This window comes from Pantoea sp. VS1, assembly GCF_002207995.1.
Lineage (GTDB): Bacteria > Pseudomonadota > Gammaproteobacteria > Enterobacterales > Enterobacteriaceae > Pantoea > Pantoea dispersa.
Genome location: NZ_NHZE01000045.1, coordinates 490,831 through 511,850 on the forward strand (window position 1 = coordinate 490,831; position 21,020 = coordinate 511,850).

At 60.6% G+C, this 21,020-nt stretch carries 21 protein-coding genes; 11 read left to right on the forward strand and 10 right to left on the reverse strand.

The window, feature by feature from the left end; translation table 11 throughout:
- The first annotated feature begins 1 nt into the window (after position 1).
- Positions 2 to 1,195 carry an enolase C-terminal domain-like protein gene (locus CBW22_RS19170; RefSeq protein WP_176428145.1) on the forward strand — a complete coding sequence of 398 codons (1,194 nt, stop codon included), beginning with the start codon at positions 2 to 4 and terminating at the stop codon, positions 1,193 to 1,195.
- 126 nt (positions 1,196 to 1,321) lie between these two features.
- Complete coding sequence (locus CBW22_RS19175; RefSeq protein WP_058758854.1) at positions 1,322 to 2,020, forward strand: GntR family transcriptional regulator; 699 nt, start codon at positions 1,322 to 1,324, stop codon at positions 2,018 to 2,020.
- Between the two features lie 39 nt (positions 2,021 to 2,059).
- Here CBW22_RS19175 and CBW22_RS19180 read toward each other — a convergent pair whose 3' ends face one another.
- The gene (locus tag CBW22_RS19180) at positions 2,060 to 2,635 is read right to left on the reverse strand and encodes a TetR/AcrR family transcriptional regulator (protein WP_088517539.1); all 576 of its coding nucleotides are present in this window, start codon (positions 2,633 to 2,635) and stop codon (positions 2,060 to 2,062) included.
- A gap of 88 nt (positions 2,636 to 2,723) precedes the next feature.
- Between CBW22_RS19180 and bdcA the strand changes: the two genes are divergently transcribed.
- A complete protein-coding gene (gene bdcA / locus CBW22_RS19185) occupies positions 2,724 to 3,437 on the forward strand; it encodes an SDR family oxidoreductase (RefSeq protein WP_021509562.1) in 714 nt (237 codons plus the stop codon).
- A gap of 2 nt (positions 3,438 to 3,439) precedes the next feature.
- Here bdcA and CBW22_RS19190 read toward each other — a convergent pair whose 3' ends face one another.
- The 4 genes from CBW22_RS19190 to gcvA form a co-directional block, all read right to left on the reverse strand.
- Positions 3,440 to 3,685 carry a hypothetical protein gene (locus CBW22_RS19190; protein WP_088517540.1) on the reverse strand — a complete coding sequence of 82 codons (246 nt, stop codon included), beginning with the start codon at positions 3,683 to 3,685 and terminating at the stop codon, positions 3,440 to 3,442.
- Between the two features lie 161 nt (positions 3,686 to 3,846).
- A complete protein-coding gene (locus CBW22_RS19195) occupies positions 3,847 to 4,737 on the reverse strand; it encodes an oxidoreductase (RefSeq protein WP_088517541.1) in 891 nt (296 codons plus the stop codon).
- Positions 4,738 to 4,756: 19 nt separating this feature from the next.
- A complete protein-coding gene (locus CBW22_RS19200; protein ID WP_088517542.1) occupies positions 4,757 to 5,584 on the reverse strand; it encodes a DMT family transporter in 828 nt (275 codons plus the stop codon).
- Positions 5,585 to 5,659: 75 nt separating this feature from the next.
- A complete protein-coding gene (gene gcvA / locus CBW22_RS19205; protein WP_031280119.1) occupies positions 5,660 to 6,565 on the reverse strand; it encodes a transcriptional regulator GcvA in 906 nt (301 codons plus the stop codon).
- Positions 6,566 to 6,686: 121 nt separating this feature from the next.
- Between gcvA and CBW22_RS19210 the strand changes: the two genes are divergently transcribed.
- From CBW22_RS19210 to CBW22_RS19225, 4 genes are all read left to right on the forward strand, one after another.
- Positions 6,687 to 7,385, forward strand: coding sequence for a response regulator transcription factor (locus CBW22_RS19210; RefSeq protein ID WP_088517543.1), 699 nt, complete (start codon positions 6,687 to 6,689; stop codon positions 7,383 to 7,385).
- Positions 7,385 to 8,650, forward strand: coding sequence for a HAMP domain-containing sensor histidine kinase (locus tag CBW22_RS19215; RefSeq protein ID WP_088517544.1), 1,266 nt, complete (start codon positions 7,385 to 7,387; stop codon positions 8,648 to 8,650). The genes CBW22_RS19210 and CBW22_RS19215 overlap by 1 nt, the downstream gene beginning before the upstream one ends.
- Before the next feature lie 90 nt (positions 8,651 to 8,740).
- Positions 8,741 to 9,508 carry a MipA/OmpV family protein gene (locus CBW22_RS19220; RefSeq protein ID WP_088517545.1) on the forward strand — a complete coding sequence of 256 codons (768 nt, stop codon included), beginning with the start codon at positions 8,741 to 8,743 and terminating at the stop codon, positions 9,506 to 9,508.
- An 87-nt stretch (positions 9,509 to 9,595) separates the two neighbouring features.
- Positions 9,596 to 10,297 carry an OBAP family protein gene (locus CBW22_RS19225; protein ID WP_088517546.1) on the forward strand — a complete coding sequence of 234 codons (702 nt, stop codon included), beginning with the start codon at positions 9,596 to 9,598 and terminating at the stop codon, positions 10,295 to 10,297.
- Between the two features lie 14 nt (positions 10,298 to 10,311).
- On the opposite strand, the gene CBW22_RS19230 is transcribed toward CBW22_RS19225, so the two are convergent.
- The 4 genes from CBW22_RS19230 to CBW22_RS19245 are packed head-to-tail and all read right to left on the reverse strand — an operon-like array spanning position 10,312 to position 15,147.
- Positions 10,312 to 11,091: an SDR family oxidoreductase gene (locus CBW22_RS19230; RefSeq protein WP_088517547.1), complete on the reverse strand. Its 780-nt coding sequence runs from the start codon at positions 11,089 to 11,091 to the stop codon at positions 10,312 to 10,314.
- A gap of 10 nt (positions 11,092 to 11,101) precedes the next feature.
- On the reverse strand, positions 11,102 to 12,181 hold the full coding sequence (locus CBW22_RS19235; RefSeq protein ID WP_088517548.1) for a M24 family metallopeptidase: 1,080 nt from the start codon (positions 12,179 to 12,181) through the stop codon (positions 11,102 to 11,104).
- The gene (locus CBW22_RS19240; RefSeq protein WP_088517549.1) at positions 12,174 to 13,817 is read right to left on the reverse strand and encodes a GMC family oxidoreductase; all 1,644 of its coding nucleotides are present in this window, start codon (positions 13,815 to 13,817) and stop codon (positions 12,174 to 12,176) included. Before CBW22_RS19240 ends, CBW22_RS19235 begins: the two co-directional genes overlap by 8 nt.
- 10 nt (positions 13,818 to 13,827) lie before the next feature.
- A complete protein-coding gene (locus CBW22_RS19245) occupies positions 13,828 to 15,147 on the reverse strand; it encodes an MFS transporter (RefSeq protein ID WP_059011891.1) in 1,320 nt (439 codons plus the stop codon).
- Between the two features lie 207 nt (positions 15,148 to 15,354).
- Between CBW22_RS19245 and CBW22_RS19250 the strand changes: the two genes are divergently transcribed.
- Together CBW22_RS19250 and CBW22_RS19255 are read left to right on the forward strand one after the other, a co-directional pair.
- On the forward strand, positions 15,355 to 16,527 hold the full coding sequence (locus tag CBW22_RS19250) for an ROK family protein (RefSeq protein WP_088517584.1): 1,173 nt from the start codon (positions 15,355 to 15,357) through the stop codon (positions 16,525 to 16,527).
- 102 nt (positions 16,528 to 16,629) lie between these two features.
- Positions 16,630 to 18,066: a sugar porter family MFS transporter gene (locus CBW22_RS19255; RefSeq protein WP_088517550.1), complete on the forward strand. Its 1,437-nt coding sequence runs from the start codon at positions 16,630 to 16,632 to the stop codon at positions 18,064 to 18,066.
- A gap of 61 nt (positions 18,067 to 18,127) precedes the next feature.
- On the opposite strand, the gene CBW22_RS19260 is transcribed toward CBW22_RS19255, so the two are convergent.
- Positions 18,128 to 18,877, reverse strand: coding sequence for an SDR family oxidoreductase (locus CBW22_RS19260; protein WP_088517551.1), 750 nt, complete (start codon positions 18,875 to 18,877; stop codon positions 18,128 to 18,130).
- A gap of 144 nt (positions 18,878 to 19,021) precedes the next feature.
- On the opposite strand from CBW22_RS19260, the gene CBW22_RS19265 reads away from it, so the two are divergent.
- A complete protein-coding gene (locus CBW22_RS19265) occupies positions 19,022 to 19,927 on the forward strand; it encodes a LysR family transcriptional regulator (RefSeq protein ID WP_088517552.1) in 906 nt (301 codons plus the stop codon).
- A 213-nt stretch (positions 19,928 to 20,140) separates the two neighbouring features.
- A complete protein-coding gene (locus tag CBW22_RS19270; protein WP_088517553.1) occupies positions 20,141 to 21,004 on the forward strand; it encodes a DMT family transporter in 864 nt (287 codons plus the stop codon).
- The last annotated feature ends 16 nt before the right edge of the window (positions 21,005 to 21,020 follow it).

The window sequence follows — 21,020 nt, forward strand, 5'->3', positions numbered from 1 at the left end:
TATGAAGATTATTGATGTCCGGTTACTTCAGGTGAAAGGCGTGATGCCGGGAGAGGGTGATTTCTGGGAGGAGCGTCTCGCGCGACCCACCGATGTCTATGCGCAGTTTCGTAACGTGAATAATCATGACGGTGGCGTTCAGCTGGAAGACGGTTTTGCCATTACCACTGTGTTTCTTGAGATCGTTTCTGATGAGGGCGTAGACGGGCTGGCAGGGCCGGTGCCGCATGCCGTTGCATCAATCATTCATGGCCAGCTGCGGCCGTTGTTGCTGGGTCAGGATCCGCGCGACACTGAGCGTTTGTGGGATCAGATGTACCGGGCGCAGATTCATGGGCGTCAGGGCGATGGCATGCTGGCGATCAGCGCGGTGGATTGTGCCTTGTGGGATTTGCGTGCCAAATGGATGCAGCAACCGGTGTTTCGCCTGCTGGGCGGTTCGTTACGGGAAGAAATACCGGCGTACGCATCGATGCTGGGCTTCGCGGTGCAGGATATGGCGCGGGTGCACGAGCGGGCGCTGGAGTATAAGGCACTGGGATATCGCGGACAAAAATGGTTTTTCCGCCACGGCCCGATGAGCGGCAGAGAAGGGCTGAAGAAAAACATCGAACTGGCAAAAACGCTGCGCGAAGCCGTGGGTGATGATTACGATCTGATGTTTGATTGCTGGCAGTCGATGGATGTGACGTATCTGCTTGAACTGGCAAAGGGCATTGAGCCGTATCGCCCGCGCTGGCTGGAAGAGTGCGTGATGGCCGACAGAATCAGCAGTATGCAACGACTCAAAGATAAACTGTCCATCCCGATGGCGGGAGGCGAACATGAGTACACGCGCTGGGGTTTCAAGCGCTTCTTTGAATCCGGGGCGCTGGATGTGATTCAGCCCGATATCTACTGGTGCGGTGGGCTTTCAGAAACGCTAAAAATTGCCGCTATCGCCACCCTGTACGATTTGCAGGTAATCCCGCACGGCCATTCCAGCATCGCGACGGCCCATTTCAGCACCACGCAATCGCCGATTCACACGCCTTATCAGGAGTATCTGGTGAAATGGAATGATATTCATCAGTACTTCCTGCGCGATCCGCTGGTGCCGCAAAACGGGTTAATCCCGGTACCGCAGAGACCCGGTATGGGCATGGCACTTAATCCAGCGCATATCCAGCAGCAGACATACTTGTTCACCTCATAACCCAACGTTCCCTCAAACAGGCCCGTTATTGTTTGGGGGATCTGTCTCTTGTATACTACAAAACACAGTGCCCATCGTCATTCTGACCCCACAAATGCTCGCTGTTTAAAGGACGCTCGCCACGCTATGCCCGCCGATAAACTCATCATTGACTGGTCATCGAAAAACATCCTCCGCCCGCAGTCATTGAGCAGCATTCTGGCCGATCATATTCGTGACCTGATCGTGAACTGCCAGATTGCACCCGGTGCATTAATTTCCGAGAACGATATTGCCACCCAGCTTAACGTGAGCCGGACGCCAGTAAGAGCGGCACTGCAAAAGCTGGAGATGGAGCGTCTGGTGCAAATTATCCCGCAGCGCGGCACTTTTGTGTTTTCGTTTAATGAGCGGGAGATGCGCGAAACCTGTGAGATGCGGCAGATTCTGGAATCAGGCGCATTAAAGCTGGCGCTGCAACACGATCGTCAGGCGCTGATCGCGCGCCTGAACGAACAGCTGGCGCGTGGACGCGATGCATTACAAAACGCGCCGGAGACCTACCGCGAAACCGATGCGGCCTTTCATATGGCACTGATTGAAGCCAGCCAGAACAGCGAGCTGGTCGGTTTTTACAAAACCAGCATCAACCGCATTCGCGCCTTTCTCAATCACCTGACGCGCACGCCGGATGAGTTTCAGGGTTCGCAAAACGATCATGAGGCGATCGTGGCGCGGTTAACTAATTACGAGGATGAACAGGCGCTGGAACTTCTGCACTGGCATCTTGGCGGCATTATGCGCATGTTCCAGCGGTCGGTGGCGGACACCGACTCAGCCAGTTAACCGGCATCACTTCGCAGTCAGAACATCGCTGAAAAGTGATCAAGTCTCAAGCGCTGCAACCACCGCCAGACCCGCCAGCTCCGCGCTGGCCAGCAGTTGCTCAACGCTGTGACCCTGACGCGCTCTGGCAGAAAGTCCGGACATCACGGTACTGACAAAATCGGTCAGGCGCTGCGCATCTTGTGGGTAGCGGGCCGCGATATAGCACCGGATGGTATCCTCCGCGGCGCGATGAAACACCCTGGCCGCCTCGCGCGCCTGCTGATCCTGACAGCGAATCCCCTCCAGCACCAGGCAACCCGCACACACCTCATCCCGGGCATAATGCAGCGCCGCCGCTTTCAGTAATGCATCAAGGGCTTCGGCCACCGGGCGGTCGTCGCGCAGTATCTCAGCCAGGGGAATCGAGCCGGTAGCGGCGTAGCGATCGAGAACGCGGGCATACAATCCGGCCTTATTACCGAAGGCGCTGTAAAAGCTCGGCGGGTTGATGCCCAACGCGTCAGTGACATCGGCGACGCTGACGGCGTCATAACCTTTGGCATGGAATAACCCCTGCGCGACCGCTACGGCGTGTTCGGGGTCAAAGTTACGGGGACGACCAGGTGATTTCATATTTTATAGTGCTCGCTACAAAATAGCATTGACATTAATTCGGGCTCATTTTGTAATGCATACTAAGAAATCACACGTGGAGATGCAAATGAGCGTATTTAAAGATAAGCAGGTTCTGGTTCTGGGCGGCAGTCGCGGTATTGGTGCGGCTATCGTGCGTCGCTTTGCTGATGAGGGTGCCAGCGTGACCTTCACCTTCTCCGGTTCGCCTGAGGCCGCCGAAAAACTGGCGCACGAAACCGGTTCGGCTGCCGTTCATACCGACAGCTCAGAGCGCGATGCGGTGATTGCCACCGTGCGCGACAGCGGACCGCTGGATGTGCTGGTGGTGAATGCTGGTATCGCCCTGTTTGGTGATGCGCTGGAACAGGATCCGGACGCGGTCGATCGCCTGTTCCGCATTAACATTCACGCGCCGTATCATGCTGCGGTTGAAGCCGCCCGACAGATGCCAGCCGGCGGCCGCATCATCATTATCGGTTCGGTCAATGGCGACCGTATGCCGATTCCCGGTATGGCGTCTTATGCGCTAAGTAAATCCGCTTTACAGGGGCTGGCGCGCGGCCTGGCGCGGGATTTCGGACCGCGCGGCATCACCATTAACGTGGTGCAACCGGGCCCGATTGATACCGATGCCAATCCGGAAAATGGTCCGATGAAAGATCTGATGCACAGCTTCATGGCCATCAAACGCCATGGCCGTTCTGAAGAGGTGGCTGGCATGGTGGCGTGGCTGGCAGGACCTGAAGCCGGTTTCGTCACCGGCGCCATGCACACCATTGATGGGGCGTTTGGCGCATAACGTCAGTGTCTGAACAGGGCGCTGACCACCGCGCTGAATACCGAACCGGTAGCAAAGGCGTGTTCGGTCATGTGCTCTTCATGGCGCATATCAGCCAGCCGCCGCAGCGCCGCCTGCGCGCTGGCTGCATTAATTTCTTCATCCATCTTGCTGTAACCGTCCGCCATCAGCAGCCGGGCACGTTCCACATCCGATCGTTCCAGCGTGGCGATAACCTGTTGTTTGCGATAAAAAACGTAATCTGTCATAAGCGCGTCCTGTTGCTGTCAACGTGATTATGCCGGGGAGGCGATGGTTTAAATCAGCTAAATATCGCACCCTATTGGTAGCGACGCGATCAAAACGTAGCCGTTGTATTAACAATTCGCAGCATACCGGTTTCTCCCCGCGCGACAGGCAACCTATTTTATCAGCCCGGCCCTTCGCTGCCCGCTGCCAGCAGCGGCACCACGACATCGCTAATCGGCGTAGCAATAGCATGCTGACGGCCATAGCGCTGTACCACACCATTGCGGGTATCCCACTCCAGCGGGCGGTTGGCCTGGCGATCGGCCAGGATCGAGGTGCTCAGATCGGGCGGCGCGCGGTGAAAGCCATCAATAATTTCCTGCGGCACGCTGTCGTCCAGCACCGCGCCGGCCGCGCGCGCCACCGTCAGGCACTCCTGTAAATAAGCTAATCCCAGCTGCGTGATATCGCCGCGGCTAAACATGCCGGCGCGACGGTTGGCCAGCACCATCAAACCGGCGGCGGCATTTTGTAACAGCTTGCGCCAGGCGATGGAGAGAAAGTCCGCGGCCAGTGCCACCTCACAGCGCGTGTCGCGTAGCGCATCCACTACACACGCGGCCTGCGGCACATCCGGCAAGGTCAGGCGAGGCTGGGCGCGCAGCCAGACTGATGCATCCGGCTCGCGCTGCGCCGGAAACCACACCACCGAAGGTATTACCGTGGCGCCGTTGACGTAAGGCGCCAGCTGGCTCTGCTGCTCGACGCCATTTTGCAGCGCGCACACCACGGTTTTTTCATCACACAGGGTTGCCAGCCACGCGGCGCTGTCCGCGACCTGGGTGGTTTTAACCGCCACGAACAGCAAATCGCAGCGTTGTGTCACGTGCGAGGCATCATGCAATACCGGACCGGGCACGCTGATTTCGCCCGCATCGTGGCGCAGCGTTAACTGTGCATGGGCCGTGCGGCCGCACAGCAGCGGGGTGCGCCCGGCTTCATGCAGCACCGCCGCGACGGTGGTACCAATTGCACCGGGGCCCAGCAGGGCGATTTTACAACGTTCAGACATGCTGCCATCTCCTCATCGCTTAACCGATCATCAGCGTGCCGAGTGCAATCACCGCACACGCCAGCATTTTTCTTACCGTTAATGCTTCACCGAGAAACAGCGCGCCCAGCACGGCGGCAAACAGCACGCTGGTTTCACGCAGCGCCGACACCGCGCCCATCGGCGCTGCCGTCATGGCGTAAATGATGATGCCGTAGGCAAGCAGCGAAACCAGGCCACCCGCCGCGGCGCTCAGCACGCCCGGTCGCCACTGCAGCAGGCTTTTGCTGTCGCGCAGCGCGATGTAGACCGCCGGCATTAATATGCCCCACAAGCTGCACATCCACGCGGTATACGCAAATGCATTGCCGGCAACGCGCACGCCCATGCCGTCCACCACGCTGTACGCGGCGATAAAGGCACCGGTCGCCAGCGTGTAGCGCAGGCCCGGCAGCGCCAGTTTGCCGCCGCGCAGCGCCAGCGACACAATGCCAGCGGACACCAGCACGATGCCGCACAGCGTAGTAAAGGCGATGTGCTCGCCGGCAAACTGCGCGGCGGCGCAGGTCACCAGCAGCGGCGACGATCCGCGCGCAATCGGATAGGTCTGGCCGAGATCGCCGCTCTGGTAGCTGCGCACCAGGCACAGGTTATAGCCGACGTGCAGCAGCGCCGACAGCAGCGCATATTTCCAGCTGGCGCGCGCCGGCAGCGGCAGAAACAGCGTACTGAACGCACACACCAGCGCGATCGCCACGCACATAATGGTCATCGACCACAGGCGATCGGATCCGCCGCGCAGTAAGGTGTTCCAGCTGGCGTGCAGCAGTGCGGCGCACAGCGTTAAGACAATAATGTAATCAGGCATAGGCTGATGCTATGCAGCCGCAAATGGATTGGAAAGCGAAGATTTATCATTGCGCTATGAGTAAATACTCATGCTTCACTGATAATCCTGTTGCGCCTGACGTGATTCAGCGAGCAGCCAGCGACGAAAATCAACAATATGCGGCTGGCTTTCGATGCCCTGCGGACAGACGAAATAGTAGGCGGCGGGCGAGGAAAACGCGACGTTGAACAGCCGCACCAGGCTGCCGTCGCGCAGCTCTTTTTCAACGTGACCGCTGCGCGCCAGCGCCACGCCTTGCCCCAGCAGCGCGGCTTCCAGCGTCATATTGGTGTCGGCAAAACGTACGCTCTCCTGTAAGGCATCCAGCGTCAGGCCGACCTGTTTAAACCAGATCTCCCACTTAGGCACCAGATCGGCGCCATCACGCATCAGCAGCGGGTAGCGCAGCAGTTCTGCCGGTTCCTGCGGTGTGCCGAAGCGCTGCAGCAGCGCCGGGCTGGCAACCGGAAACAGCTGTTCACGAAACATAAATTCGCTGTGCAGCGCCGGATAATTGCCATGGCCAAAGCGGATCGCCACATCAGAATCCTGGCGCGAGAAGGTAATCGCATCATCGGTGCTTTCCAGCGTCACCAGAATTTCCGGATGCTGGCGCGTCAGGTCCGGCAGGCGCGGCAACAGCCACTTCAGCGCAAACGAGTAGGTGGTATTCACGCGCAGCCGCACGCGGCCTTTCTGCTCGCGTAAGTCGGCTAAGGTGGTTTCCAGATTACTGAAAAACTCGCGCACTATCGGTGCCAGCGCCGCGCCGGCCGGCGTCAGACTCAGCGTTTTGCCGCGCTGAAAGAGCTGCACGCCCCAGATCTCTTCCAGGTTTTTAAGCTGATGGCTGACGGCGCTTTGGGTGATAAACAGCTCTTCAGCGGCGGCGGTAAAGGTCGGATGGCGCGTCGCCACTTCAAACGCGCGCAGCATGGCGGTAGGCGGTAACTCTCTCATCGGTGCAGCCTTGTTTTATGAGCGTTCACTCATGATAGCGGAATCGTCTGTTCACTCACGAAACTTATTAACAAACGGCGCTGTCTGTATCTCATTAACCACTCCTCTGGCGGGTAACGCGATGACCTCGGTTCTGTTGATTGAGGATGATAACCGGCTGGCGCAAATGATTGTGCCATGGCTGGCGCAGTACGAATTCAGCGTGCAGCACAGCGCCAGCGTCAGCGATGCCCATTACCGCATGCAGCAGCAGCCGTTTGATGTGGTGCTGCTGGATTTGATGCTGGGCGATGCCGATGGTCTGGCGCTGTGCCGCCAGATTCGCAGTCACTATCAGCACGATCCGGCCATCATCATGGTGACCGGCCGGGGCGATCCGGCTGACCGCATCATCGGGCTGGAAGTCGGTGCCGATGATTACCTGCCCAAACCGTTTGAACCACGTGAGCTGCTGGCCCGTATGCGCGCTGTGCTGCGGCGTACCCGCCCGGCAGGCACCGCCGCCGGGCGCAATGTGATCCGCAGCGGCGCGCTGGAGATCGACACCGCCGCGCGCAGCGTTACGCTGGCGCAGCAATCCTGTCAGCTGACCTCGCTACAGTTTGATCTGCTGGTGGCGCTGGCGCGTCAGGCGGGCCGCGTTCTCTCGCGCGAACAGATCTGGCAGGCGGTGCGCGGCGAGAATTATGACCCGTTTGACCGGGCGATTGACGTCCACATTGGCCGCATTCGTCAGGCGATTGGTGACGATCCGCGCGCGCCAACGCGGATTATCACGGTGCGCGGTGTCGGTTACGTGTTTTCGGCGCAGCCCGGCTGATGAAACGTCTCGCTGATTTTCCACTCTATCTGCAGATATTTTTTGCCTTCAGCGGTGCGCTGCTGATGGTGGTCACGCTCACCATCGTGCTGTGGCTGTGGAATAACGATGACAGCCGCCATCGCGATGCCTTCGCTACCTTTGCTGAACTGGTGGAGCAGAATCTGCCACCTGCGTCCGCGCCACCGCGCGCGCAGGCCGCCGCCATTGATCGCTGGATGGTGCGCACCAGAGCGCGCTTTGCGCTGTTCGCGCCTGATGGGGCTCTGCTGAGCCGTCCGCTCCAGCCACTGCTGCCGCGACCCGCGCACAGCGTGCCGGGGGGCAGTTTTGATGACTGGTACGCGACGCGCTTCGTCTGGCCACTGCAGGATGGGCGACTGCTGGTGATCCAGCTCAGCCTCGATTGCATCAAGCGGCCGTGGTTGTTTATCCTGCTGCTGATTGCCCTGGCAGTCAGCGTGGCGCTGGTTTCACTGCTGGTGATCCGCCGCCTGACAGCGCGGCTGGAGTCGTTGCAGCAGAGCGTGGAGTCGCTCGGGCAGGGGCAGCTCAGCGCGCGCGTACTGGTCACCGGGCGTGATGAAGTGGCGCAGCTGGCCGCCAGTTTTAACCGTTCGGCGGCGCAAATCGAACAGCTGGTTCAGTCACAAAAAACCATGCTGGCCAATGCATCACACGAACTGCGCTCGCCGCTGACGCGCATTCAGATGGCGGCGGCGTTACTGGCAGATGATGCATCCGTCGCGCGCCGCGAACTGCAGCGCAGCGTGACCGAACTGGATGAACTGGTGGATGAAATCCTGACGCTCAGCCGGCTGGAAATGGCCACCACCCTCGTCAGCGGTACATTTGAGCTGAGAGATGTGACGGCCATCGCCGCAGAAGAGTGCGCCAGCGCCCAGGTCGAGCTTAGCGCACAGCACGTGGTAGCGGAGGTTGATGCGCGCCTGCTGAGGCGGTTGCTGCGTAATCTGCTCGACAACGCACGGCGCTATGCCGGTGAGAAGATTGAAGTGCACCTGCAGCAGGAGGCGCATTATTTCCGGCTGGAGGTGAAAGACCGCGGACCGGGTATTCCGCCGCAGGAAATCGAACGGATTTTTGCACCGTTTTATCGACTGCACCACGCGCAGCCCGGCACCGGCCTCGGACTGGCGCTGGTGCGTTCGATTGTCCATCATCACGGCGGCAGCATCACGGTGCGCAACCGCCAGAGCGGCGGGGCCTGCTTCAGCCTGCGCCTGCCGCTGGCTGTTACATAACTTTACCGAAGCGAAAAACGCACTTTACAGCCGGCTGGTTGAATAGCACCACTCATCAGAATGGTGTTTTGCAACCTTAAGGACATAGCGATGCGTTTTCCTCTGGCCCAGCCTCTCATCCTGTTCTGCCTGCTACCGGCGACACTGCCGGTACTGGCGGACGACACGCTATCCGGTTTCATCGGCGGCGGCGTTGGCGTAAAGCCCAACTATTCCGGGGCGAAATATAATCAGACCACCTTTGTGCCGGCGATCAAACTGGCGTATGGCCCGTTTTTCGTCGGCGGCGTGGACGACCTGCTGGGTGCTGGCTGGGAGGTGGCTAAAACCGATCGCTGGACCTTTGCGCTGGGCGTTGGGACCAACCTCTCGCCGCGCCAGGAATCCGATGATGCGCACCTGCGCGGACTGGGCGACATTGACGTCACGCCGCGCGCCTTTGCCTCCGCGACTTACCAGAACGGCTGGCTCAAAGGGGGCGTGATAGCCTCGCAGGATGTGGGCGGCAATCAGCAGGGGTTTAAGCTCACCGGCTACGCACATCTGCAGTGGCGTCCGGTTGAAAGCGTACGTCTGTTCACCGGCCCCACTTTCAGCTGGGCCGATAGCGACTACATGCAAACGCAATACGGCGTGACAGCGTCACAGGCTATGCGCAGCGGTCTGCCACGCTATGACGCGGGTGCCGGACTGGAGAAGGTCGGCTGGGAGCTGGGCATGGATTATGAGATGACCTCCAGCTGGCTATTGGGCGCGCGCGTTGTCGCGCAGCATCTGGAAAATAACGCAGCGGACAGTCCGATCGCTGAACAGTCCGGGCAGCTGAGCGGCCTGTTATTTACCGCGTGGCGGTTTTAATTCGCCGCCGGATAGTGTTCCCGCTGCGCTCGCGTCCTGACACTGATTAACTATGTTTATCACTCAATAAAAGTATGGGGTGATGAAATGCGAAACCGTGTATTTAGCGCGCTGGCGTTATTGTTATTATCCGGCTGTGGCGCGAATAACAGCGCCTCGCCGGTCACAGCGCCTGGTGCGCCGGTAGCGGGGAAAACCGCGCTGCTGGAGAGCGGGGCGGCGGCGTTGCAGTCGCGGCCGCCGATTGAGGCGATCAATACGTATCTGGATGGTTTTCATTATTACTGCGGAAATCAGCAGGGGCAGATGGAGGCCCATCACTACGTCACCATTCTTAATGACGATGTGATGCAGGCGGTTATTTATGACGGTAACAAAAAAGACGCCAAATTAATGGGCGTGGAATATATCATCAGCGAACGTTTATTTAAGCAGCTGCCGGCGCAGGAAAAGCAGTACTGGCACAGCCATCGCTATGAAGTGAAATCCGGTACGCTGATTGCGCCTGGCCTGCCGCCGGCCGCGGAGCACGCGCTGATGAGCAAAATCGTCAACACCTACGGAAAAACCTGGCACACCTGGCATACCGACCGCGATAAAACGCTGCCGCTGGGCGCGCCGACGCTGATGATGGGCTTTACCGCCGACGGTCAGCTCAATCCGGCGCTGCTGGCTGACCGCGACAAGCGCTTTGACGTCGATACTGCGACAATCCGCACTGACCGCGCTGATATCGCCGCCCATCCGGTGGCGGCAGGTGCCGATCATTGCCGGCGCGTGCATCCGTAACCGGTGATTCCGGCTCACTCGTGATACATCTGGCTGCGCCCACCGTCGATTAGGATATCGGTGGCATTGATGAAGCGCGCCTCGTCGCTGGCGAGAAACAGCGCGGTGTAAGCCACTTCATCCGGCTCGCCGATGCGTTTACACGGCAGCAGCGCCGCCTGACGCGCGCGCTCGGCCTGCGGATCCGGACAGCTCGCCAGCCAGGCTTCAGCGGCTGGCGTCATGATCAAACCGGGCGAAATACTGTTTACGCGAATGCCCTGCGCGGCGTATTCCACGCCCAGCGAACGCGTCAGGCCGATCAGCCCGTGTTTGGCCACCGGATAAGGGAACGCGCCGGGAATGATTTTGTGCCCGTGCACCGAGGCAACGTTAACGATGTTGCCGTACTGACGTGCCAGCATCGCCGGCAGGACGCTGCGTATCAGGTTGTAAGGCCCTTTCAGATTGGTGTCCATGCAGCGCTGCCAGTCATCCTCGTCCAGCGTCAGCGGATCGCGAAAAACGTTTACGCCAGCGCAGTTAATCAGGATATCAATATCCCCCAGCGCCTGCTGCGCCTGCTCTACCGCGCGGCTAACCTGCTGCGGCTGCGTGACATCGGCTGCGCAGGCCAGACAGCGCTGGCCGGACTGCTGCTGTAGCTGCGCCGCCAGCGCTTCGCTGCTATGTGCGTCGCGATCGAACAGCGCCAGACGGGCGCCTTCGCGCGCAAATAGGGTGGCGATGGCGCTGCCGATGCCGCTGCCGGCACCGGTAATGATGGCGGTTTTATTGGCTAAACGTGGGGACATTGTCGCTTCCTTATGAGGATGTCGGGAGAATCAGCCAGTCGGCCAGCTCAAGGGTATTATCGCCGCGCTGCAGGCGAATCAGCGGCCAGCTGTCGCTGCGCGTGAGCGGCACCAGCCCGCTGCGGCTGAGCAAAAAAGTGTCTTCGCTTTTCACGCCCCTCAGCGTCGGGTTCCACGCCACGGCGATGTCAGGCTGCACCTCGCCGCGACTCTCCGGGGTGATAATCCAGTCGCGACAGCCGTATCCGGCCGGACCGCCCTGATGATGATCGCGCCACGCCTCAGCGTGACCGTGGCGTTGATAAGCCTGAGTGATGTCGGCAAAAACCGCTGACCAGCTGCGCTGCAACTGGGTGGCATACAGCATATCGGCGTGGATCTCCGCCAGCGTCACAATGCGCTGGCGCAGCGCCGCGTCGGGTTCGCCGAGATGCACCAGGCGCGTCAGGCTGACATGCAAACCGTGCCGCTCGGCACCGAGGGTGATCAGCATCATGCGCTGCAGCGTTTTGCGGGTCGGCACCGGATGTTTAAATGCGGCGATGCGCTCATCGGCGGCCACCAGCGTGCACATCGGGCGAATGCCGCGCGCCAGACAGCCGGCGGCAATGTCGGCTTCGACCTGCCATTCGCTGACGCCCACGCGCAGCTGGCGCGCCACCGTTTCGACAACCTGCGCCGTCTCCTGTCCCAGCGTGCGAAAGCGCTGCTGTTCCGCTGCGCTCAGCCCCTGGCGCAGCGTAATCATCTGCGGCTGGATATCGCTCAATCCTGCCATGGGCGTATCGCTGCCGATATGGCCCGCCGGCAGCACGCTGCTCAGCGACTGGTACCACGGATAGTGCCGGGTCGCACAGCTGAACGGCAGCGGCTCTTCGGCCAGAATGCGCGGTAATTCATTGTCCGGTGCCAGCAGCAGCACGCTGTCGCGGCCAATCAGCAGACTGGCAACGCCGGTCTCGGCGCGATCCACTACATAATAGCTGGCCCCGTCGGTCAGCCAGGCGATGTTATCGCGGCGCGTCAGCAATACTGCATCCAGCTGCCAGTGTGCCAGCGCCTGTTGCAGGCGCGCCAGTTTGTCACTCATACACGGCCTCCTTGTGCTCGACAAGTTGTGACTGCAGAACCAGTTGCGCCGCGCGATGCGCCACGGCCATCACCACCGCATTGGTGTTGCCGCTGATAATATTCGGCATCATCGAGGCATCCACCACGCGCAACCGCTGTACGCCGCGCACGCGCAGGTCATCGTGCAGCACCGCCAGCGGATCGTCATCGTGGCCCATGCGACAGGTGCCGACCGGGTGATAGCCGGTCTTTACCATGCGCCGGCAGTGGGCGCCAATCGCTTCATCACTGGTGACTTCTGCACCAGGGAAGATCTCCCGATCGACCATCTCGCGGATGGGCGCGGCGGCCAGCACCTGACGCGCAAAGCGAAAGCCGGCGAGGGTGCGCGCTAAATCGTCCGGATGGCCGAAAATCTGCGTATCGATCACCGGCAGGCTGCTGGCGTTGTTATCGCGCAGCGTGACTTCACCGGTGGCTTTGGGGCGCAGCAGTAGGGAATTCACCGTGACACCGTCACCGGGATCGGCACCCATTACATCGCGATCGAGATAGACCGTTGGCACGCAGAACATCTGAATGGTGGGCGTCGCCGTGAAATCGAGCGGATCGAAAAAGGCGCAGGTTTCCACGCCGGTGGTGGTCACCGGGCCGCTTTTGAACAGCAGATATTGCAGTCCGGCTTTGACCATTGGCCAGCCGCGATCCTGGCCGTAATAGCCAAACGCACCGCGCGTGCTGGCAACCACCGGCACTTCGTAATGGTCCTGCAGGTTTTTACCCACGCCCGGCAAGGCATGGCGCACGGCTATGCCGTGCTGTTTCAGCTGCTCCTGCGGACCGATGCCGGAGAGCATCAGCAGTTTTGGCGTCTGGTAGGCACCGGCGGCCAGAATCACTTCGCGGCTGGCGCGCGCCTGTTGCGGTTGGCCATCCTGACGATAGCGCACGCCGCTGGCGCAGGTGCCGTCAAACAGCACCTCTTCAACCTGCGCACCGGTGACCAGCGTCAGCCGTGCGTCATGGCGCAGCGGGTTGATAAACGCATCGACCACGCTGCAGCGCTGCCTTGTCTGAGCGTCAATGGTGTGCTGCATGAAGCCGACGCCGGACGGATTGCCGCTGTTAAAATCCGCCGTGTAGGGAATACCCAGCCCCTGCAGGGTTTTGACATAGGCGCGGCTCAGCGGGCTGAAGTGGCCGAGATGCGACACCTTCATCGGGCCGCCAACGCCGTGATTGGGTGCGCCGAGGTGATCGTTATCTTCGATGGCGGTGAAGTGCGGCAGCAGCGCCTCCCACGACCAGTCGATGCCCTGATGGCCCAGCGCCTGGTTCCAGTCGGCGTAATCCTGTTTATGGCCGCGCATGTAGACCATGGCGTTGACAGTCGAGCCGCCGCCCAGCACTTTGGCCTGCGGCACGATCACGCCGCGTCCGTTGAGTTGCGGCTGCGCTTCGGTTTGATGCATCGTCAGAAACCGGTCGCTGGCGAGAAACTTCATATAGCCGGCGGGCATTTTCAGCACCGGATGGTATTCGTCGCGCCCGGCCTCCAGCAGCAGCACGCGTGCATTTCCTTCGCTGACCAGGCGCGCGGCAACGATACAGCCCGCGCTCCCGCCGCCCACCACAATGTAATCGTACTCTTTCATAACGCTCCGTTTACTCCGACGCGATGGAATCTAACCGGCGCAGGCGCTGCGCCGCCGGGTTGTGCTGCTCGCCCGGATCGAGCGGACTGAGCAGATAACGCCACGAGATAAACGCACTCACCAGATACAGGAAGGCGTAGCCCCAAATCACCCCGAGCGTGCCGAGCAGCGCATTGATCGCCCCGTACAGCGCCGGACCGAAGAAGGTAGACAAACCGGCGGCGAAGCAGTAAATCGCCATAGCGTTACCTTTGTCCTTCGGCTGGCACAGCGAGGAGAACAGCGCGGCGGCGGGCACGTAGCCGCACAGTGTGATGCCGTACAGGCAGGCGCAGATCACGCTGAGCACAAAGCTGCCGTGGCTCCACTGTGGCACAAAGTACATCAGCAGCATCGAGACGCCGGAACCGAGGCCGCCGAACACCGTCAGCACTTTGCGCCAGCCGATGCGGTCGCTCAGCTTGCCGACGATCGGATTAAAGCTCATGCCCACCAGTCCCATGATGGTGATCAGGCTGAGGTATTCGGTCTGGGAAAAGCCAATCTGTTCGGTGAAAAAGCCCGGCAGAAAAATAAAGAAGCCGAAGTAGGGCGTGGTGTTGATGATGCGCACCACTGCCGCGGCAGCGATGCGCGGCTCACGCCACAGAATATCGATGCCGCCCATCAGCGTGCGCAGCGTGCCCTGCTGACGATGTTCGGCATCCAGCAGCGACTGATAACCGCTGCGCTCTTTCAGCGCCAGCAGCATCACCAGCAGACCGATCGCCACCAGACCCAGCGACAGCCAGAAGGTAGCGTATTCGCCCACCAGGCGGATAGAGAAGATCGCCACCAGCGAACCGAGCGTCGGCAGCCCGCCGGTAAACGCCAGCCAGAACCAGCCGGTGGCGGAGCCGCGCATCTCCGCCGGGGCTGCCGACTGAATCCACACCAGAAAGGCGTAGGCAAACATCGGGTAAGCCACGCCGCGCAGGCCATAGGTTAGCGCCAGCAGCAGCACGCTGTGCGACGGCAGCGCCACGGCCAGGAACAGCACTTCAAACACAATCCAGATCAGGCCGCCCGCCAGCATCACTTTACGCGGGCCAATCAGCGTTGACAGCGAACCGGCCAGCCATGAGCCCAGCGTGACGGTGACGCCGTAAAAGGCAATTACCCAGGCAGCGATATTCAGGGAGAAGCCGTTTTCGTGCAGATAGGGCGCGAGATAGTTGGACTCGACGCCGTCGCCAATCATAAACAGCAGGACTGCCAGATAGCCCCAGGCCAGCGCGGGCGGAATGCCGAGGCGGATCAGCCACGGATGGGTTGCAGGTGATGTTGTCATTATGTTTTCTCAGTAGGGTTGGTGTCAGCACAGCCAGATAAAGCGTTCGCCCGGCATTATCAGAACGTTTTTTACCGGGATAGCCCGAACGGGTTGTTATGAGCAGGGACTCTAAAGCACGGCAGGCGCGCAGGATGGCGCAACCATCACAGAAGTCAGTAAACACTGTTTAGTAAGATGAGCGCGGATGAAGCGAAAGGAGGCCGCGTGAAAACCGTCGGACTGAATAATTTCCAGGTGCGTAAGCACAACAAAGCGCTGTTTATGCAGCTGATGTGGCGTCATAAACGTCTGAGCAAATCGCAGCTGGCGCAGCTCAGCGGCCTGACCATACCGGCAGCCAGCAAGATTTTGCAGGAGCTGCTGGAGCAGGGCCACGTGCAGCACTCCAGCGCCACGCTGAGCACGCGCGGCAACAGTAACGGCAGTTTTCAACTGCCGGCCGAGGGCGCGTGGACGCTGTGCCTGTGCGTCAAGCCGACCAGCATTGAACTGCAGCTGGCGGATGCGCAGCTGGTGGCGCAGGGCGACTATCAGCAAATCAGCATCGACGCGCAGACGCCAGAGCAGCTGCTGGCAGAGATTGAAACGGTGTGGCGCGCGACCTGTAAACGCTGGCCGAAGCGGCAGATTAATCTGGCGCTGGCGGTGCACGGGCAGGTCGATCCGGTAACCGGAGTCTCGCAGCATATGCCGCAGGCGGCGTGGCGCAGCCCGCTGCAGCTGAAGTTTCTGCTGGAGGAGAAGCTGGCGGTTGACGTCCGCGTCGATAACGACTGCGTGATGCTGGCGCTGGCGGAAAAGTGGCTGAACCGCAATGCGCTGGCCGAATTCTGCGTCATCAATGTCGATTACGGCATCGGCTCATCATTTGTCATCAACGGTGAGATCTTTCGCGGCAACCTGTACGGCAGCGGGCAGATTGGCCACACCATTGTTGCTCCGCACGGGGAGCGCTGTAACTGCGGACGGCAGGGCTGCCTGGAGACGGTCGCCTCGCTCAGCACCCTGAAGCGGCTGGCGCATCAGCGCGCGCCGCAGGCGGTGCAGCCCACCAGCCGTCAGCTGCTGACCGCCTGGCAGGCCGGCGAGCCGTGGATCGTCGAGTGGGCGCAGCGCAGCGCGGAAGCCATCGGCATGAGTCTGTACAATTTCCTTAATACGCTGAATATCAATCAAATCTGGCTGTACGGTCGCAGCTGTACTTTTGGTGAGAGCTGGCTGCAGACCATCGTGCACCAGATTGATTTCAATCCCTTCGATCCGCGCGATGCGCTGAAAAGCAAAGCCACCAATGTGCATTTTGGTCAGCTTGACCGCGCGCGTCAGGTCCTCGGCATCGGTTATCTCTATGTCGAGGCCGATCCCGGTACGGCGTAGTTTACTAAACTCCTGTTACTAAAATCTGTGAGGGCCTGAACTTTCACCCTGCGGTATCGGTGGTGAGATAGCCGCACTTTGACCCTGGTGCGGAGAGTGGCCGTGAACAATCATCAACATCTGAATATGCGTTACGTGTGGAGCATCTGTCTGGTGGCAGCCTGCGGCGGTTTGCTGTTTGGCTATGACTGGGTGGTGATTGGCGGGGCCAAACCCTTCTATGAGGCCTGGTTCAACGTCACCGATCCGGCGGCCTCCGGCTGGGCGATGAGCTCGGCGCTGGTGGGCTGCGTGTTTGGCGCGCTGGTGTCCGGCTGGTCAGCGGACAAGCTGGGGCGGCGGCTGCCGCTGATTGTCGCCGCACTGCTGTTTGTGGTGTCGGCGATCGGCACCGCGCTGGCCAGCAGCTTTACGCTGTTTGTCTGGTGGCGCATTCTCGGCGGCGTCGGTATTGGTATCGCCTCGGCGCTCAGCCCGATGTACATCGCGGAGATCAGCCCGGCAGACAAGCGCGGCAAGTTTGTCGCGGTTAACCAGCTGACAATCGTCATTGGCGTGCTGGCGGCGCAGCTGATCAATCTGATGATTGCCGATCCGGTCGTCGGCGCATCAACCCATGCGGCGCTGCGTGAAACCTGGAACGGTCAGGTTGGCTGGCGCTGGATGTTCGCCTCGGCCGCCGTGCCGTCGCTGGCGTTTCTGCTGCTGATGATGTGGGTGCCGGAATCACCGCGCTGGCTGATGCTGGTGGGTCAGCCGCAGCGCGCGCTGGCGATGCTGAATAAAATTGGTTCGCCTGCTTATGCGCAGCAGACGCAGCGCGAGATTGCCCGCGCGCTGGAACAGGATCGCCAGCAAACGCGCGCCCGCGCCGGCTCGCTGCTGGCGCCGCGCACGCTGCCGATTGTCATCACCGGCATCGTGCTGGCGATTTTCCAGCAGTGGTGCGGTATCAACGTGATTTTCAACTATGCGCAGGAGATTTTTGCTTCGGCTGGTTTCGATATCAACGGTACGCTGAAGTCGATCGTGGCCACCGGTCTGATCAATTTGCTGGCAACAGTGCTGGCACTGCCGCTGGTGGACCGGCTCGGCCGCCGCAAACTGATGCTGATCGGTGCCGGAGGACTGACGCTGTGTTATGCACTGATTGCCGGTGCCTACACGCTGGGCATCACCGGCTGGCCGGTGCTGATTCTGGTACTGGCGGCGATTGCGGTTTATGCGCTGACGCTGGCGCCGGTCACCTGGGTGCTGCTGGCGGAAATTTTCCCCAACCGGATTCGCGGTCTGGCGATGTCGGTCGCCACGCTGGCGCTGTGGATTGCCTGTTTTGTGCTGACTTATACCTTTCCCATCCTCAATGCCGGACTGGGTGCAGCGGGCAGCTTTATGCTGTATGGCGTGATTTGTGCGGGGGGCTTTGTCTTTGTGCTGCGTCGCGTGCCGGAGACCAAAGGCATATCGCTGGAGCAGCTGGAGCAGCAGCTCACCGCAGGCGAGCCGGCTGCGGTGGCAGGTGAGCATTCGCTGCGGTAACCGCAGCCATGCTTCAGGCAGAAAGCCGGTGCGCCAGGCGGCGCACCGGTACAATACCCGCTTACACCTGCGCCATACCGCCATCGACAAACAGCTCGGCTGCATTAATAAAGCTGGCGGCGTCGGAGGCGAGAAACGCCACCACCTTGCCAATCTCTCCTGGCTCACCCAGACGACCGAGCGGCACCTGTGCGGCCAGCGCATCGAACAGCCCCTGGCGCTGATCTTCCGACACCAGTCCGCCTAAGCCTGGCGTCTGCACCGGGCCTGGGCTCACCACGTTAATGCGGATGCCGCGGTCTTTCACATCCAGCGCCCACGAGCGGGCAAAGTTACGCACCGCCGCTTTACTGGCGCTGTAAACGCTGAAGCCCGGCGTACCCTGAATCGCGGCGGTGGAGCCGGTGACAATCACCGATGCCTTATCGCTCAGCAGCGGCAGCGCTTTCTGCACGGTGAACAGCACGCCGCGGACGTTGGTGCTAAAGATACGATCAAAATGTTCTTCTGTGATGGCCCCCAGCGGCAGCATGTCGCCGCCACCGGCGTTAGCAAACAGGATATCCAGCCGGCCGGCCTGGCGTGCAATCTGCGCATAGACGGCGTCGAGATCGCTTAACTGTGCCGCATCGGCGCGAATGCCGGTGGCGGCGGCGCCGATGCTGGCGACGGCCGCATCCAGCTCAGCCTGACGACGACCGGTGATAAATACGCGTGCGCCCTGTGCCGCCAGTTCCTGGGCGGTGGCGAGGCCAATACCGGAGGTGCCGCCGGTCACTAAAGCAATTTTGTCTTGCAGAATCAGGTTCATAGTATGTACTCCACAGTTGATCAGGTTAAGTGGTGACGGCCTTGCCGTCGCTGAAGTGCACTGTAGCGCTGCCGCTTTTACGGATAAATGGTGTAAAATCGAAAGGACTATTTCTCTGGGTGGATAATCAGGTTAGGGGTAACAATGGATCAATTGCAGGCAATCCGGGCGTTCGCCCGCGTGGTTGAGGCAGGCAACTTTACTCGGGCGGCCAATTCACTGGATATGCCTAACGCTACCCTGAGTAAGCTGGTGCAGGAGCTGGAAGCGCATCTCGGCGTGCGCCTGTTGCAGCGCACCACGCGCCGGGTCACTGTGACGGCAGAAGGGCGCGATTACTACGAGCGGACGCTGCGCATCGTGCGCGATCTGGAAGATATCGATTGTGCGTTCAATAGCGTCACGACGAAACCGCACGGTCAGCTGCGTATCGATATCGGCGGCTCAACGGCGCGCGATGTGCTGCTGCCGGCGCTGCCCGATTTTGTCGCCAGGTTTCCCGACATCACCCTGGACCTTGGCGTGTCCGATCGCACCGTGGATCTCATCAGTGATAACGTGGACTGCGTAGTGCGCGGCGGTCCGCTGAGCGATTCGTCACTGGTGGCCCGGCACTTAGGCAATGCGCAAATGATCACCTGTGCCACGCCCGGCTATCTGCGGACCTACGGTATTCCGGCGTATCCGCAGGAGCTGAACAATGGCCACCGCATCATCAGCTATCTGTCGCCGCAGAGCGGGCGCGCCTTTCCGCTGCGCTTCCGCCACGGCGAAGAGCGAATCGAAGTCAAGACCGCGCACCGCGTTGGCGTCAATGAGAGCAACGCGCACCTTGCCGCGGCGGTGGCGGGGCTGGGCATCATTCAGACGTTCCGTTACGCTGCGGCCGCGGATTTGCAGGCCGGACGGCTGGTGGAGATCCTCGCCGACTGGCGTCCGTCCGACTATCCGTTCCACGTGGTTTATCCGCAGAGCCGCCATCTCACCCAGCGCCTGCGGGTGCTGATCGACTGGCTGCGTGAGGTGTTTCCGCAACGGCTGAATGGATGACAGGGTGTAAACAATCTGTTAACGTTTGGCCTCAACCCCATGCTACAGGCGCGTTTATGACACTCTCTGCTGATTCCGCATCGTCATCTGACTTTCGCCTGTATGCGCCTTGCTGCCCGCCACCTCCGGCACGCGTTGTGATTCGCTAAGTATCGAACTTCCTGCGCCTCGCTAAGCGAGCGCGCTAACAACGTTTGTTTCAGGAGCAATGCTATGTGTTCTTCTTCTTCGCTGACTTCGCAGGCAGCGACGTCAGGCTTTGTGCTGCTGTGGGGCAGCGCAGCCATTTTCTCGCGTCTCGGGCTGGATAGTGCCTCACCGCTGGCACTGCTGGTGGTGCGTTTTAGCATCGCGCTGGTCGCGCTGTTGCTGGTGGGACTGTTTCGCCGCCGCTGGCTGCCGCAGCCCGGTACGCGGCCGCGCGTAATGCTGACCGGCCTGGTGTTGATCGGCGCTTATTCGCTGTGTTATTTCCAGGCGATGGCGGAGGGCGTGACGCCAGGGCTGATCGCCACCATCATGGGCATCCAGCCAATTCTCACACTGTGCCTGGTGGAGCGGCATCTGCCGGGCAGGCGGTTGCTGGGCTTAACGGTCGCGCTGGCGGGGCTGATACTGCTGGTGTGGCGCAGTCTGGCGGCGTCGCAGCTGCCGCTCAGCGGCGTGCTGTTTGCGCTGGCTGCGCTGCTGTGCATGACCTTCGGTGCCATTATGCAGCAGCGGGTGACGCAGCATCCGGCGCAGGTGCTGCCGCTGCAGTACGGCGTGAGTTTACTGCTGTACCTGCTGTTGCTGCCGGTTAAACCGTTTCATGTCAGCTTCACGCTGCATTTCTGGCTGGCCGCGCTGTTCCTCGGCGTGATGATCTCCGTGGTGGCCCAGCTGCTGCTGTATCGCTTACTGAGCGCGGGCAGTATCGTTAACGTCACCAGCCTGTTTTATCTGGTGCCGGTGATTACCGCGCTGCTCGACTATCTGCTGCTGGGTAACCTACTGCCGTGGCTGAGCCTGCTGGGCATGGCGGCGATTCTGGCGGGTATCCTGCTGGTGTTTCGTGCGCCACAGCCTTCACGTTAACATCATGCCCCGCCAG

Excerpts from the sequence above, each read along its gene's own strand:
- CBW22_RS19170 (WP_176428145.1), top strand. The coding sequence starts at position 2 with ATGAAGATTATTGATGTCCGGTTACTTCAGGTGAAAGGCGTGATGCCG.
- CBW22_RS19175 (WP_058758854.1), top strand. The coding sequence starts at position 1,322 with ATGCCCGCCGATAAACTCATCATTGACTGGTCATCGAAAAACATCCTC.
- CBW22_RS19180 (WP_088517539.1), bottom strand. The coding sequence starts at position 2,635 with ATGAAATCACCTGGTCGTCCCCGTAACTTTGACCCCGAACACGCCGTA.
- bdcA (WP_021509562.1), top strand. The coding sequence starts at position 2,724 with ATGAGCGTATTTAAAGATAAGCAGGTTCTGGTTCTGGGCGGCAGTCGC.
- CBW22_RS19190 (WP_088517540.1), bottom strand. The coding sequence starts at position 3,685 with ATGACAGATTACGTTTTTTATCGCAAACAACAGGTTATCGCCACGCTG.
- CBW22_RS19195 (WP_088517541.1), bottom strand. The coding sequence starts at position 4,737 with ATGTCTGAACGTTGTAAAATCGCCCTGCTGGGCCCCGGTGCAATTGGT.
- CBW22_RS19200 (WP_088517542.1), bottom strand. The coding sequence starts at position 5,584 with ATGCCTGATTACATTATTGTCTTAACGCTGTGCGCCGCACTGCTGCAC.
- gcvA (WP_031280119.1), bottom strand. The coding sequence starts at position 6,565 with ATGAGAGAGTTACCGCCTACCGCCATGCTGCGCGCGTTTGAAGTGGCG.
- CBW22_RS19210 (WP_088517543.1), top strand. The coding sequence starts at position 6,687 with ATGACCTCGGTTCTGTTGATTGAGGATGATAACCGGCTGGCGCAAATG.
- CBW22_RS19215 (WP_088517544.1), top strand. The coding sequence starts at position 7,385 with ATGAAACGTCTCGCTGATTTTCCACTCTATCTGCAGATATTTTTTGCC.
- CBW22_RS19220 (WP_088517545.1), top strand. The coding sequence starts at position 8,741 with ATGCGTTTTCCTCTGGCCCAGCCTCTCATCCTGTTCTGCCTGCTACCG.
- CBW22_RS19225 (WP_088517546.1), top strand. The coding sequence starts at position 9,596 with ATGCGAAACCGTGTATTTAGCGCGCTGGCGTTATTGTTATTATCCGGC.
- CBW22_RS19230 (WP_088517547.1), bottom strand. The coding sequence starts at position 11,091 with ATGTCCCCACGTTTAGCCAATAAAACCGCCATCATTACCGGTGCCGGC.
- CBW22_RS19235 (WP_088517548.1), bottom strand. The coding sequence starts at position 12,181 with ATGAGTGACAAACTGGCGCGCCTGCAACAGGCGCTGGCACACTGGCAG.
- CBW22_RS19240 (WP_088517549.1), bottom strand. The coding sequence starts at position 13,817 with ATGAAAGAGTACGATTACATTGTGGTGGGCGGCGGGAGCGCGGGCTGT.
- CBW22_RS19245 (WP_059011891.1), bottom strand. The coding sequence starts at position 15,147 with ATGACAACATCACCTGCAACCCATCCGTGGCTGATCCGCCTCGGCATT.
- CBW22_RS19260 (WP_088517551.1), bottom strand. The coding sequence starts at position 18,877 with ATGAACCTGATTCTGCAAGACAAAATTGCTTTAGTGACCGGCGGCACC.
- CBW22_RS19265 (WP_088517552.1), top strand. The coding sequence starts at position 19,022 with ATGGATCAATTGCAGGCAATCCGGGCGTTCGCCCGCGTGGTTGAGGCA.
- CBW22_RS19270 (WP_088517553.1), top strand. The coding sequence starts at position 20,141 with ATGTGTTCTTCTTCTTCGCTGACTTCGCAGGCAGCGACGTCAGGCTTT.